Raw genomic sequence first — 14,705 nt, forward strand, 5'->3', positions numbered from 1 at the left:
GTTGACTGGTCAGGTGATATGGGTCGGGTGTCTGTTCTTCGTTGATTATATAACCGGATTTGATATAAGAAACCAATTTTTTTAGGTAATTTGTGATCAAATAGAGGATTAATTGGGTAATTTTATCTGGCTAGAATCGGCTTTAAAAGCATGAATAGCTAACTGCAATGTAAAAATACTACCCCGACCCGGTTCACTTTCAACGCTCAACTGTGCCTTGTGAACTTGGGCGATCGCCCGTACAATTGCCAATCCCAAACCGGTTCCCCCCGTTTTGCGGGAGCGATCGCTATCAACCCGATAAAACCGTTCAAAAATGCGGGATTTTTCGCCGGGTGGAATCCCGATTCCAGTATCTTTTACCGCGATAACTGCCGTTAAATCATGCTGTTTTAAATCAATTCTAACGGAACCGCCCGAAGGAGTATATTGAATCGCATTCGCTATTAAATTGGAGACTAATCGATAAAGTTGCTGTTCGTTTCCGAGAACATAAATTAGATGTTCAGGAACAGAACTATAAAGCTGAATATTGGAGGCGATCGCCAGTTCTAAAAATTCTTCTGATAAATCACAAATTAAGTCGTTCAGACAGCAAACTTGAAACGGTTTTGAAACGGTATTTTGTTCGAGACTGCTGAGTAATAATAAATCCGAAATTAAATTGCTCAAACGCCTTCCTTGGCGCTCGATAGTATCCAACATCATATTAATATTTTCTCGCTCCGACGGCGGAACCCGCAAGAGCGCTTCTACCGTTGCTAAAAGACTGGCGAGGGGCGATCGCAATTCGTGGGCGGCGTTTGCTGTAAACTGTTGCTGCTGCTGATAAGATTGATAAATTGGCTGCATTGCCAACCCAGAAAGCCACCAACTAGAAGCCGCAACCAAACCCAATGCGATCGGAAACCCGACCGCCAAAATTATGTTAATTCTTCTCGTTTCCGCGTCAAAAGATGCCAGCGTTCGCCCAATTTGTAGATAACCCCAGGAGGTCGAATTATTCTCGGCAAAATTAACATCCGCCCCGTGCAGAATTGTGGTAAACTGGCGGTAACGTGCGCCATCAGATGCCCGAATTGTTTGCCACGACGTCGAATTTAAACGGTTGGGAATTTGGGCGGGTTGATTGGGCGAAAACGCCAAAAGTTTTCCCCGATAATCAAACAGTCGAATATAATAGGTGCTGCGATCGCTAATTCCGATTGTATGCCGCCGAATTAAACTCGCGCTGACGTGACAAGATTGCCCGGATAAACACAATTCGGGAAAAATTTGCTGTAAAATAACAACCGGATCGCCAGAAGCGGGTAACATGGGTTCAAGACTATCGTGAAGCGTTCCGGCAATTGATTCGATTTCCCGTTCCAAAGCCTTCCAATTCGACCGAATTAACGCCCGATACATCCCCAACCCGGACAGGCTTAAAATAACTCCCATCACAACCGCATACCAAAGCGCCAACCTGATCCGACTGCGGCGAAAAAGTTTGTGAGTGTTCATAATAGGCAAGAGGCAACCGTAGGGGCGCTCTTGCTTGCGCCCTCTTAAATTTACAGGATGATGGATAATGGATAATGGATAATGGATAATGGATAATTGATAATGGATAATTGATAACTGATAATGGATAATTGATAACTGATAATTCATCATTCAATATTCAATCAATGACGTATTAAATCGATAGCCCTGACCGGGAATCGTTTCAATCGGACAATCGCACCCGTAACTGGCTAATTTTCGTCTCAATAACCGCATTTGTGCCGCGACAACATTGCTGATCGGTTCCTCGTTGAGATCCCAAAGTTGGTGGCGAATTTTGCTTCCGGGAATAATGCGATCGCGATTTTGCATTAAATAAGCCAGAATTTGAAACTCCTTAACCGTTAACGGAATCGTTTGATAGGGTTCGGATCGCCCAATACACAGGGCATTATTGCCATAATCGAGGCTAAATGTACCAATAGTCAGCGAAGGCGGTTGCAACTGGGGCGATCGCCTTTGAAGCGCCCGCAGTCTTGCTAATAATTCTTCCATCACAAACGGTTTAACGAGGTAATCATCCGCCCCCGCATCCAGCCCTTTAACCCGGTTTTCCGCCTGTCCCAACGCCGTCAGCATCAACACCGGCAAGGGGTTTTGATGCAGTCTCAGACGCTGACACAACTCCAACCCCGACAAACCCGGAAGCAGCCAGTCAAAGATGGCGACGGTGTAATCTGTCCACTGACTTTCCAGGTAATCCCAGGCTTGAGTCCCATCAGTTACCCAGTCAACGACGTATTTTTCACTGACCAAAACTTGTTTAACAGCCAGTCCCAAATCGGTTTCATCTTCTGCCAACAAAATTCGCATTATCCCAAAACAACCCTCACGAGCTAAATTTTATCGAACTTGCTTCGATTTCACCCGAATTTCATCCCGCCTCTGGCAAACTGGGGAAAATTCTGATTCGGTTGCACAGTTTTGTGAATTTGTGAGGAGGCAGTATGAAAACTATCGCTATTATTAGTTCTATTCTGACTATCGGTTTGGCAGTGACTACCCCCAACCTTGTGCTGGCCCATGTCGGACACGGAGACGAATTTCAAGCCGAAGGCGGGATCGAACGGGTCCAGGTTAATCCCGAAACCGATTCAATGTTGGGGATTGTTGTCAACCCCATCGAACAAGCTACAGCAGATGGAAACGGGGTGATGGTTCCCGCAACGGCATTAGTTGACTCGGATGGCAAACAGCTTGTTTTTGTGCAGTACGAAAATTTCTATGAACCGGTTCCCGTGACGACCGGCGCCACCGAAGGCGAATTGATTGAAGTTACCGAAGGATTATCCGTTGGGGAACAGCTTGTTACTCAGGGGAGTTTGTCGCTTTACGCCGAATCCCGCAAAACCCAAACTGTTGATGTCGCAGCCAGTCCGGAGGCGATCGATCAACAAACCGATGAGACACCAGCCCCGGAAATAACCGAAATTGAAGAGATCTCTGATAACGTTGCCTTGCAGTCTGGCGAAACCACTCAAGAATCTGGCGGGTTCCCAATGGGAATTTTAGCAGCATTGGGCGGAGGAGTAGCACTTGTGGTTGGAGCATTCGCCGTTATGGGCAACCGCAACAAAAAAGGCGACCTTTAAAACAGTGAACAGTCATACCATTTCTTTCTAATCATGTAACTTTTGACGTTCGCGTAGCGTGCCGTCAGGCGTATCCCCCCGCTCACGCCACCCCCCTTTTTAAGGGAATCCCCCCGCTCACGCCACCCCCCTTTTTAAGGGAATCCCCCCGCTCACGCCACCCCCCTTTTTAAGGGGGGTTGGGGGGGATCAAGGGGGGATCGATTTTCGCTATTCCGTTGAACTTTCTCCGACGATTTCAATGCTAAATTCAATACTCAACAACACACTCAAAACTTCGATCGCCCACCGCTGGCTGATCGTTGCGGGTGCGATATTCGTTACCGTTTGGGGGGTTATCAGCGTCAGCCAAATGCCCCTAGACGTGTTCCCCGAATTTGCACCCCCGCAAGTCGATATTCAAACCGAAGCGGTGGGACTGGCGCCGGAAGAAGTCGAAACCCAAATTACCGTACCCATTGAAAGCGCCGTCAATGGTTTACCGGGTGTAACAACAGTGCGATCGTCTTCCAAAGTGGGGCTGTCGATGGTCCAGGTGGTGTTTGACCAAAATGCCGACATTTACAAAGCGCGTCAGGCGGTTACGGAGCGCCTCCAACAAGTCACCAACCAGCTACCAGAGGCCGCACATCCCCCGGAAATTTCGCCTTTGGTATCCCCCCTCGGCACGATATTGCAGTACGCTTTCACGGTCAACGAAGCGGGGCAAACGTCCCCGATGGATCTGCGCCGGCTGGTGGAAGTGACCCTCAGCAATCAAATTCTGTCGGTGCCGGGAGTCTCTCAAGTGACCATTTACGGGGGCGACGAACGCCAAGAACAGGTGTTGGTCGATCCGGCAAAATTGCGATCGCTGGACGTTTCCCTAACCGAAGTCACCGACGCCGCCGGGGGCGCAAATTCAAACGCTCCGGGCGGTTTTCTCATTGGTGGCGGCCAGGAACTTTTGGTGCGGGGGATCGGACAGGTGAACTCCATCGAAGACTTGCAGCAGTCGGTGGTGAAGGTGCAAAACGGCATCCCGATTTTGTTGGAAGACGTGGCGGAGGTGAAAACCGGTGCGGCCCTCAAGCGGGGGGATGCCAGTTTTAACGGGCAACCTGCGGTTGTTTTGATGATTAATAAACAGCCCGATGTGGATACTCCAACTGTTACCAAAGCCGTCGAAGCGGTGATGGCATCGTTGCGGCCAACGTTTCCCCCCGACGTGCAAATTGTCCGCACTTTTCGCCAGTCTAATTTTATTGATTCTGCCATTCGGAATGTTAGCGGTTCTCTGGTTCAAGGCATCATTATTGTGTCGGTAATTATGCTGCTATTTTTGATGAATTGGCGGACCGCTGCTATTACTTTGAGCGCCATTCCCCTTTCTTTATTGGTCGGGTTAATGTTTATGAAAGCCCTGGGTTTGGGCATTAACACGATGACTTTGGGCGGTTTGGTGGTGGCGATCGGATCGGTGGTTGATGATGCGATCGTAGATATGGAAAACTGTTATCGGGGACTGAGAACCAATCAGGCCGAGGGCAATCCAAAACACCCTTTTCAGGTGGTTTATGATACTTCTGTTGAAGTGCGTTTGGCGGTGATTTTTTCGACGGTAATTATTGTTGTGGTTTTCGCCCCTATTTTTAGTTTAACGGGCGTGGAAGGGCGAATTTTTGCGCCGATGGGGTTGGCTTATTTGTTGTCGATCTGCGCGTCTACGTTGGTGGCGATGACGCTTTCCCCGGCGCTTTGTGCGATTTTATTGGCTAATGAAACTTTGCCCCAAGAAGGCACGTTTATTTCCCGTTGGGCGGAACGTTTGTATCGTCCTCTGTTGAATGTGTCGCTACGATCGCCTCAAATTATATTAGCAATGGCGTTGGCTGCGTTGGTTGGAACTTGCGCGATCGTTCCCTCTTTGGGGCGGGTATTTCTGCCCGAATTTCAAGAGAAATCGCTGGTCAATTCAATGGTATTGTATCCGGGGGTTTCTCTGGATATGACGAACCGGGCGGGGATAACGTTATCGAATTTACTCCAAGATAATCCCCTTTATGAATGGGTGCAAGTGCGGGCGGGTCGAACTCCCGGCGATGCGGATGGGGCGGGGGTAAATATGGCTCATGTTGATGTCGAACTCAGCGATATTGCGCTCAAAAATCGCGAAGAAAGCGTTAAGAAACTGCGAGAAACATTTTTAAAATTACCGGGGGTTGCCCCCAATATTGGCGGGTTTATTTCTCACCGGATGGACGAGGTTTTATCGGGGGTGAGAAGCGCGATTGCGGTGAAAATTTTTGGGCCGGATTTGGCAGAACTCCGCGCAATTGGCGAACAGGTTCGAGATGCGATTAAGCCAATTTCTGGGGTTGTAGATTTGCAGCTAGAACCGCAATTACCCATCCGCCAGGTGCAGATTAAATACAATCGTAGATCGGCAGCAATTTATGGGTTGACGATGGAACAATTATCGGAGATTGTGGAAACGGCGCTTAACGGTCGGGTGGTTTCGCAAGTTCCAGAAAACCAGCAACTTATCGATATTTCTGTTTCTTTAACTGAGGATGATCGTAATAGTTTGGATGCTATTCGTGGGGTTCCAATTTCGACTCCGACGGGTCAAATTATTCCTCTGAGCGAGGTTGCCGAGGTTGAATATGGCATGGGGGCAAATGTTGTAAATCGCGAGGATGTTTCCCGGTTAATTGTGGTTTCTGCTAATGTTTCTGAGCGGGATTTGGGGAGTGTGGTTGGCGATATTCAAGCTGCAATTAAACAGAATGTTCAACTGCCAAAGGGTTATTTTATTCAGTATGGCGGTCAGTTTGAAGCCGAACAAAATGCGACCAATAACCTACTGATTTATAGCATTTTGGCGGCGTTTGTGATTGCGGTGTTGATGTTTTTTTCTGTTAAATCGCTTCCCGCAACAATTGCGATTATGATTAATTTACCGTTGGCGTTGGTGGGCGGTATTGTCTCGATTTTAGTGACGGGAGGCGTGATTTCTGTTGCTTCTCTGATCGGTTTTATTACGCTGTTTGGGGTGGCGGTTCGCAACGGGTTATTGCTAGTCGATAATTACAACAATAAATTTGCTCAAGGAATGCACCTCAAAGATGTGATTGTTAGCGGTTCTTTGGAACGGGTGAACGCCATCTTGATGACGGCTTTAACTTCGGCTTTGGGAATGTTACCTTTAGCGATCGCCACGGGTGCGGGAAATGAGATTTTACAACCGTTGGCGATTGTTGTTTTGGGCGGTTTAGTGACGTCTACGGCGTTAACGTTGTTGGTTATTCCCGCGCTTTATAGTCAGTTTGGTAAGTGGTTAATGCCCAAACAAAAAAGCAACACCGTTCGCACAAATTTTCCCGTAAATACCGCCAAAAAATCATCCGTTTGATAACCTATCATGTAGGGGCGGGTTCATTACAGTTTACAGTTTACAGTTTACAGTAATCAATTATCAGTGTTCACTCTTGAGAGTTGACTGATAACTGAAAACACTGGTAACAGTTCACTGTTTAAACCCGCCCCGCCCCCACAACACCCATTAATCAACCGGACGTAATATTAGAACTAGAAACAATAACCCATAGGAAATTATTAAAATTTTCTCGATTTGCTAGAACTTTTAAATTTCATATTGTTCTCAAGAAACAATCGTAAATTTCCATAAATTAGCAGCCCTTAAATCCGATGTCGCTTTCAAGTTCGTGGGTTTTTATTTCCTGCTGTTTGGCTTCTCGCGAACGTTTTTTATGCACTCCAATTTGACTAATTGCAATTCCAATTAAAACAATTGTTCCCCCGATTAATTGGGCGGTTGAGGGAACTTCCCCCAAGATTAAAAATGCGGCTAACACGCCAGCAACAGGAGTAAATGAACTTGCAATAGAAATTTGTACCCCGGAAGCCGAGTTAACTCCCGTGTACCAAGCCGACTGTCCGAGAGCGACAATAATCGCCCCGTAAATTAGCATCCATCCCCACAAAAAGGGCGAAAATAAATCGGAAAACTGATTTCCGCGATAAAGAATAGAAGCGGCAAAAAAGAACACAATTGTTCCGATAACTGTTCGCATGACGGTATACAAACCCGTTTGAATATCGGGCAAAGTTTGTTTGCTGATAATTCTAGAAACTGCCAAAGCAAAAGCGGCAGATGCGGCGAGTATTTCCCCAACTCCCAAACTGAAAAATTGTCCGGTTGTTTGCTGACTCCACAGCGTTTCTAGAACAAAAATACTCACGACTCCGCCAACGGAAAGAATACCGCCCAAAACTTGCAAACTATTAACTTTTTCGGATAACAGCCACACGGAAAAAGCCAATACTAAAGGCGGTTCCAAGCGACTGAGTAACACCACGTTTGTAACATTGGTTCGGGATAAAGCTTCAAAAATAAATCCCGGACCGACCGCCCCCGCCAGCACACCAACCGCCAACAAACACAGCCAATTTTTTCGGGAAAGATGACGAAAATTTCGGAATTTTAATTCCTGTTGATAGATAAATGTTAAAATGAGTAATGCACACAAATTCCCGACAAACAGAACGTTAGAGAATGATATCGGGTTTTCACCCTTGGTAAAGTTTTCTTGACCCAGTTGAACTAACCGGCGTGTTACGGCGTTGGCGGAACCAAATATAACCACAGCCAACCACAAATAAAACCAGCTTGGGAGTCGCCTGAGATGCTTAATTCCTTTATTCCACAGATGAGACATGGATGGTGAATTTTTACAGAAAGTTTCCTAAAATAATCGATTCCCGAGTCAATTTATCTCGATTGTTGTAATTTTGGTAACTTTCTTTTGGCAGATTCTATGTTAAAAATTATTATAGGAAATTGTTAAATATTTCCGTGCATATGACTGATAGGGACTAAAAAAACCCGGTTTCTGCTACGGTTCCCTAAAATCGGCGATTTGTATTATTAAATAAACCGGGTTGTTGGCTTGTAGCTGATCAATTAGGCGGGCGGGTTTATATAAATTAAACTAAAAAACCCGGTTTCTTCTACGGCTTCCTAAAATCGGCGATGTGTATTATTAAAGAAACCGGGTTTTTGACTGGTATCTCATCAATTAGGGGGCGGGTTTATATAAGTTATTGCTTGGAAATATAGATTTTTTCAGAACCCGCCCCTACAAAAGTTTTGATTGTATCGGGTTCTAATTGTTTCTATTTAATCGCTATTTCAAGCGTCCCGATCGCAATATACTAATAATTAACCACAGCCCAAAGAAACTGGCAACCCCAAACAAAGCGTTGGTTAAAATGGTGACTTGGGGAGTTTGGGCGCCGGTGGTGACAATAGCCGCCCCGATAATTAAAGCCGCAACCACAATACTAAAAGAAAGTCGGTTAGCCGAATCATCCAAACTGCGACGCAGGGGATCTAAATCCCGTATTGTGATATTCCATTTTAAGGTTTCGGAGGTAATTCGATCCAATAATTGTTCGACTTGGCGGGGAGACTGCAAGGATAAACTTTTCACATCTAAAGCAGTCCTCAAAACGGTTTCTAAAGGATTATCTCCGAACAATTGACGCTGAAACAAATCCGTCATTAACGGCTTAATTTCTTCCAACAAATTCAACTGCGGATCGAACGTTCGGGCGACTCCTTCTAAATTAGCCAGAGTTTTAGAATACAATCCCAAATTGCTGGGAAGTTTAATTTTATTTTCCCTCGCCAGGGCTAAAATCTCATAAAAGACCTCAGAAAATTTAATTTCGGACAGGCTTAAATTATAATATTTCCGCAGCATTGTAGCATATTGATTTTCCACCTTTGCCAAACTCGGAGGACGGGCGGACTCGGCAATTTTTAGGGTTAATTGAGTACAACGTTGGGCGTCGAGATCGACAATAGCAAGCAGAAGTTCTGTTAAAATGCGTTGGCTGCGGGGGTCAAGACGGCCGACCATTCCACAGTCGAGTAAAGCAACCCGACCATCATCAAGATAGAATATATTGCCGGGATGAGGATCGGCATGAAAAAAGCCATCAATATAAAATTGTTTAAAGAATGCCCGACAAACTAAGGTACTAATATCTTGGCGTTCGGCATTGGCATCTCCGTTATAATTTTTGCCTTCTATTTTCGCGGTTAAAATCGGTTTTCCCACCAGCCATTCTAAGACTAATACCTTCGGGGTTGTCATCTCCCAATAGACTTTGGGAACCATAATTTTCTCCGAATCAAACCAACGACTTTCGGATAAATTTTGCCGTAAGCTTTCGGTATGATGAGCTTCTTTGGTAAAGTCTAATTCGGCTCGGAGTGCATTGCCAAATTCATCGGCTAAGGCAACAATATCATAATCTTCGCCAAAGTCGGTTAAAGCGACTAATTCTCCCAACCCTCGGAGAATAGCAATATCTTTTTCAATTACTTTGTCAATACCGGGACGCTGAACTTTAACGGCGACTTCTTGACCACTTTTAAGAGTAGCACGATAGGTCTGAGCAATCGAACCGGCAGCGACGGCTTGGGTATTAATTTCAGCAAATACATTTTCTACCGGCTGTTGCAACTCCTGTCGCAGCAGGCCTTCTACTTCTAGCCAGGGTACGGGCGGAACTTGCGCTTGTAAAGTCGATAGGGTATCAATGTAATCTGCGGGTAAAATGTCGGGGCGAGTGCTGAGTAACTGCCCTAACTTGACGTAAACCGGGCCTAATTCAATTAAAATATTGCGAAGGACCGCAGGTGTTGGTAAATTGGGTTGATCGGGTTGGCCGCCCGTCAGCAGACGTCGCATATAATCCCAACCGTTGCGGAACACAACTTCAGCAATTTGGGCTTGGCGAGAACTGGTTTGAGCAAGGTTAGAGATCACGATGCCTTTTTGGTGGTACTGTTCTATTTTTAATATATTGTAATTGTTTTAAAATTAGATAGACACCAGATGATTTTTTCTATTATTTCCTCCTAAAGGGGGATTATTGGATGAACATCCTCTGGTCGCTACACCGAATTTGGTAATTTTAGGACTCAACGGACTTCTATGAACTGGCGATACCTAATTCCTTTTTTTGATCCCACTGTTGAACAATGGTCGATGGAAGCCCGCCTGTTGCGGTGGTTAACCTTTTTGTGGCTAAGTGTGGGGTTGGTGGTGGTTTTTTCTGCATCTTATCCCATTGCCAATGTTGAACAGGGAGATGGACTGTATTATTTTAAAAGACAGGTGCTTTGGATGCTGGTGGGAATGGTGGGGTTTAATGTGATTGTAGCCACTCCGATTCCTTCGATTTTAAGAACGGCAAAAATAGGTTTGTTTTCGGTTTTGGGGTTGCTGATTTTAACGTTAATTCCCGGTTTGGGAACGACAATTAACGGGGCGACCCGTTGGATTTCTATTGGGCCTGCGTTGTTGCAGCCGTCCGAGTTGATGAAGCCTTTTTTGGTGCTACAAAGTTCTCGATTTTTTGCTCAATGGAACCGCCTCCCTTGGAAAGATAGACTGGTTTGGTTGGGGATTTTTTCCCTGATTTTGTTGACGATTTTAACTCAACCGAATCTCAGTACAACCGCCCTGTGTGGGATGACGCTTTGGTTGATTGCGTTGGCCGCCGGATTACCTTTACTTTATCTCGGGGGAACGGCTGTAGGGGGGATACTTTTGGCAACAATTAGTATTAGTATTAACGATTATCAAAAACTTCGGGTTTTGTCTTTTTTAAATCCTTGGGCTGACCCGATGAATAATGGATATCAACTGATTCAAAGTTTGTTGGCGGTCGGTTCGGGCGGTGTTTGGGGTACGGGGTTGGGTTTGTCTCAACAAAAGCTGTTTTATTTGCCGATTCAATATAGTGATTTTATCTTTGCGGTTTACGCTGAGGAATTCGGTTTTTTAGGTGGTCTTTTACTGCTTTTGTTGTTGGGCTGTTATGCTACAATTTCCTTGAGAGTTGCTTTAAATGCCCGTCAAATTGAACATCAATTGGTGGCAATTGGGGTGATGGTTGTTATGGTGGGTCAGTCGATTTTAAATATTGGGGTGGCGACGGGTGCGTTACCGACGACGGGTTTACCTTTACCTTTATTTAGTTACGGTGGAAGTTCGATGATTGCGAGTTTAGCTTTGGCGGCTTTGTTAATTCGAGTCGCCCGTGAAAGTAATATCGCCGAAGTCGTTCCCCTCGAAAAATTCCCTTCTGAACCTCGGCGACGAAGAACCATTTCTCGCAGGCGTTAAAATCTAGATTTGTACTTCAATTGAGAGAAAATTAACTCGATACAGGTTCCCCCACTGGAATTTATGTTAAAATTTGCTCTCAATTGTTTCGATAAAATCTGCACGAGTTTTAGTCCTAATGTTGGGGAATTTTCCCAGTCGATATCCGGTGAAATTCCCACACCATTATCTCGAACTGTTAAGTGAAGTTTTTGTTCTAAATCTTGGTAAAATTCTACATAAACTTCTCCGGGACGACCATCAGGAAAAGCGTGTTTTAAGGCGTTGGTGATCAATTCGTTAATTAATAAACCGCAGGGAATGGCCGTTTCTAAGTTAATTTGAATCGGTTCTACATCAACAACAGATTTGACTAAACCTTGAGTATCACCCAAGGAAAAAAAGAGATTTTCAACTAAGCGATGAATATAATCCCCAAAGTTAACTTGTCCTAAATCTGTGGCTTGATACAGTTGTTCGTGAATTAATGCCATGCTTTGAATGCGGGTTTGACTATCGGAAAACAACGCCAGTAAATTTTCATCTTCAATAACATCTGATTGTAAATCGAGCAAGTTGGAAATAATATAAAGATTGTTTTTTACCCGGTGATGAATTTCCCGTAACAAGACTTCTTTTTCTTTTAGTGAAGCTTGCATTTGTTCTTCAGCTTGTTTGCGTTCGCTAATATCTCGGACAAAGCAAAAATTAAACTCTTGGGTTCCAAAGATGAGATGATTTGCGGTAATTTCAACCGGAAAAATCCGACCGCTCGCCGTCCGATGGCGAGTTTCAAATGTCATCGAACCTTGGGCTTGAAGCTGCTGCCAATGTTCCGACCAAACTTCTAGCGGAAAGTCCGGATCGATATCGTGAACTGTCATTTTTAGCAGTTTTTCTTGGGAATATTCTAAAGACTGACAAGCGGCTTCATTGACATAGAAAAAACGGGCATTTTTATCAACCCAAAACACGGCATCAATAGCCCGATCTACTCCAAATTGAGTCAGTCGCAATGTTTCCTCAACCCGTTGACGTTCTAAAGCAGAAACAAAAATCTCTCCGATTAATTTGAGAATGCTAATACTGGCTTCCGTCCAGGTTTTGGGCTGACGAATGGCATCAAATTCTACAAACCCAAAAAGTTGACTCCGAGAGACCATCGGAACGCAAAGAATAGATTGGATTGATTGTTTCATCCAGGTGGTTTTTTCTCGACTTGCGGCTTCGGGAAGATCGGCAATATTAGCAATATTTAGCACTTCAAAGTTTCTCAGTTTTTCGAGAAAATAGGGGAAATATTCCACCTCAAAATTTTGTAAGTAATGACATTTGGGTTCGATTTGAGTTGCACACCATTGATGAGTATTGCGGATTTGTTTGCCGTCTTCTGAGAGTAAAAACAGATAACAGCAATCCACTTGCATAAACCTAACCAATCGCTGTAAAGCGGCTTGAATTCCGCTGTCAATTTCGTCAGCATTGAGGTTAATAAATTGGGTGGAAATACTGGTAACAAGTTGTTCGAGTTCGACCCGATGCTGAAGTATACTTTCTGCTTCTTTCCGCGAGGTAATGTCTTCGGCAATTCCGGCGACTCGATAGATTTCTCCGGTTTCATTGCGAATGGGAAAAGAGCGATCGCGTATCCAGCGAATGTTACCGTCTGGTCGAATAATTCGATATTCTAATTCCTGATTGGATTGGAATTTTTCAGTCATTTTTTTCAAAGCAGACTGTCGATCTTCTGGATGAATTCCTTCGGCGAGATAAGAGAGGGGTTGACGATAAAGTTTTTGGCGACAACGACCCCAGATTTTTTCATAAGCCGGTGACACATAAATGGCTTGCTGTTGGTGAGGATCGATCATCCAAAAAATGCTTTCGATATTTTCTGCAAGTTGACGGAATCTTTCTTCACTCTGTCTTAATGCGGTTTCAGCTTTAGCACGATCGCGAGTTTCTAGCGCCAGAGATGTTATATAGGCTAAATAAGCCGCAAAGTTTTGTTCTTCTAACTGCCAAGTTCGCGGAGTTCCAATCTGTTCTAAGCAGATAATTCCGACTATTTTACCCCCCGAACAAATGGGAACATCTAACATTGATGTGATTCCATTGGGGATGAGATAAGGATCGCATAACTCTTGAGTTCTGAAATCGATTTGAGTATTTTCAACCGCAATCAATTGTTCACTTTCAATCGTTTTCAAGTAAGTTGAATCCTCAGAAAAATAAATTTCTTGACCTTGAGAATGTTGGCGCAGTAAGAGTTCGTACAAGTTAACGCAACGAATTTGAGAGCGTTCCTGATTATAAAACCAAATTCCAACTCGGCTAATATTTAAGGTATGAGCAGCAATTTGAGTGATAGTTTGTAGTGCGGCTTGCAAATTTCCATTGTGAATATCTGGACATTGAAATAATTCCATCATCACCACTTGTTGAAATTGCAAATGCACCTGACGCAATTCTCGCTCTTTTTGGGCTTGCTGACGTTGGGTAATATCTGAAGCAACCAGTAAAATTCGAGGCTCTCCACCGAAGTCAATCCATTCTCCAAATAGTTCGATATCAATCAGTTTACCCGTTTTTGTCCGCCATTGCAGTTCTTGATTTTCAATTCTTTTATGATGTTTTAATTGTTGAATAATTCGAGCGCGATCTTGATGATTATTCCAAAGATTTAACTCCAGACTACTTCGGCTAATCACTTCTGATTTTGAATAGCCAGTTAGTCGAATAAAACTTTCATTGACATCTATAATTTTCCCATCTTTTGGAGAACTGAGTTTGATTGCTAAGGGTAAATTTTGAAAGGCTTTTTTGAATTTTTTTTCGGATAATTGTAGATTAGCTGTTTTTTGATTGATGATGAATTCTAAATCTTGATTGGTTTGTTCTAGCCGTTCAGATAAAGTTGTTAACTGGTTAGTAATTTGAAAACAAGAATTCGCCAATCGTTGAATTTCTTTGATTTTAAATCCTTGAAAACTTTCTTGATTATTGTCTAATTTTCCCTCCGCGATCGCCGAGATCGCTTGACGAAGTTTATTTAAAGGTTTAGAAATAAAATTAGAGGTTAAAATCGCTATCAGTACCGCTATCAATAAGGCTACAAAATAGATAACAGTCCATTGATAAACGCCCAGAGTAATTTTTTTTTCAAGAATTAATTTTTGCAGATAAAAAAATAGTAATGATGTCGCCAAGGTCTGACAAATCAAAGAGAATAAGAGTAGATTTCGGATCGACATCTGGGGATTTTGTAAGTTGATTTTATTAAAAAAAGTTAAAATCACGATGAAATGACAAAAAATTCGGTAAAATTAAAACAATAAAGACCAGCAGAACGTTGGAATTTCGTTCTACTCAGTCTCAAAAC

Annotated in this window: 8 protein-coding genes; 3 read left to right on the forward strand and 5 right to left on the reverse strand. The window is 43.9% G+C overall.

Annotated features, from left to right (window positions below; translation table 11 throughout):
* Positions 1 to 108: 108 nt before the first annotated feature.
* Positions 109 to 1,503 (reverse strand): two-component system sensor histidine kinase RppB, encoded by a 1,395-nt coding sequence (gene rppB / locus ACL6C3_RS15720; RefSeq protein WP_413168167.1) that lies wholly within the window; start codon positions 1,501 to 1,503, stop codon positions 109 to 111.
* Between the two features lie 153 nt (positions 1,504 to 1,656).
* Positions 1,657 to 2,358, reverse strand: a complete 702-nt coding sequence (gene rppA / locus ACL6C3_RS15725) for a two-component system response regulator RppA (protein WP_413168168.1) — start codon at positions 2,356 to 2,358, stop codon at positions 1,657 to 1,659.
* 134 nt (positions 2,359 to 2,492) lie between these two features.
* Between rppA and ACL6C3_RS15730 the strand changes: the two genes are divergently transcribed.
* Both ACL6C3_RS15730 and ACL6C3_RS15735 read left to right on the forward strand, forming a co-directional pair.
* Entirely contained in the window at positions 2,493 to 3,137 is a 645-nt protein-coding gene (locus ACL6C3_RS15730; RefSeq protein ID WP_413168169.1) for a cobalt transporter, read from the forward strand.
* Between the two features lie 241 nt (positions 3,138 to 3,378).
* Positions 3,379 to 6,531 (forward strand): efflux RND transporter permease subunit, encoded by a 3,153-nt coding sequence (locus ACL6C3_RS15735; RefSeq protein WP_413168170.1) that lies wholly within the window; start codon positions 3,379 to 3,381, stop codon positions 6,529 to 6,531.
* A gap of 277 nt (positions 6,532 to 6,808) precedes the next feature.
* Here the strand turns inward: ACL6C3_RS15735 and ACL6C3_RS15740 are convergent, their stop codons facing one another.
* Together ACL6C3_RS15740 and ACL6C3_RS15745 are read right to left on the reverse strand one after the other, a co-directional pair.
* Positions 6,809 to 7,858, reverse strand: a complete 1,050-nt coding sequence (locus ACL6C3_RS15740) for a DMT family transporter (protein WP_413168171.1) — start codon at positions 7,856 to 7,858, stop codon at positions 6,809 to 6,811.
* 468 nt (positions 7,859 to 8,326) lie between these two features.
* Positions 8,327 to 9,979 carry an ABC1 kinase family protein gene (locus ACL6C3_RS15745; protein ID WP_413168172.1) on the reverse strand — a complete coding sequence of 551 codons (1,653 nt, stop codon included), beginning with the start codon at positions 9,977 to 9,979 and terminating at the stop codon, positions 8,327 to 8,329.
* Positions 9,980 to 10,147: 168 nt separating this feature from the next.
* Between ACL6C3_RS15745 and ACL6C3_RS15750 the strand changes: the two genes are divergently transcribed.
* Positions 10,148 to 11,344, forward strand: a complete 1,197-nt coding sequence (locus tag ACL6C3_RS15750) for an FtsW/RodA/SpoVE family cell cycle protein (protein WP_413168174.1) — start codon at positions 10,148 to 10,150, stop codon at positions 11,342 to 11,344.
* On the opposite strand, the gene ACL6C3_RS15755 is transcribed toward ACL6C3_RS15750, so the two are convergent.
* The gene (locus ACL6C3_RS15755; RefSeq protein WP_413168175.1) at positions 11,341 to 14,532 is read right to left on the reverse strand and encodes a PAS domain S-box protein; all 3,192 of its coding nucleotides are present in this window, start codon (positions 14,530 to 14,532) and stop codon (positions 11,341 to 11,343) included. The genes ACL6C3_RS15750 and ACL6C3_RS15755 overlap by 4 nt on opposite strands.
* Between the last annotated feature and the right edge of the window lie 173 nt (positions 14,533 to 14,705).

Source organism: Capilliphycus salinus ALCB114379 (genome assembly GCF_047276495.1).
GTDB classification, from domain to species: Bacteria; Cyanobacteriota; Cyanobacteriia; order Cyanobacteriales; family Microcoleaceae; genus Capilliphycus; species Capilliphycus salinus.

Excerpts from the sequence above, each read along its gene's own strand:
- rppB (WP_413168167.1), bottom strand. The coding sequence starts at position 1,503 with ATGAACACTCACAAACTTTTTCGCCGCAGTCGGATCAGGTTGGCGCTT.
- rppA (WP_413168168.1), bottom strand. The coding sequence starts at position 2,358 with ATGCGAATTTTGTTGGCAGAAGATGAAACCGATTTGGGACTGGCTGTT.
- ACL6C3_RS15730 (WP_413168169.1), top strand. The coding sequence starts at position 2,493 with ATGAAAACTATCGCTATTATTAGTTCTATTCTGACTATCGGTTTGGCA.
- ACL6C3_RS15735 (WP_413168170.1), top strand. The coding sequence starts at position 3,379 with ATGCTAAATTCAATACTCAACAACACACTCAAAACTTCGATCGCCCAC.
- ACL6C3_RS15740 (WP_413168171.1), bottom strand. The coding sequence starts at position 7,858 with ATGTCTCATCTGTGGAATAAAGGAATTAAGCATCTCAGGCGACTCCCA.
- ACL6C3_RS15750 (WP_413168174.1), top strand. The coding sequence starts at position 10,148 with ATGAACTGGCGATACCTAATTCCTTTTTTTGATCCCACTGTTGAACAA.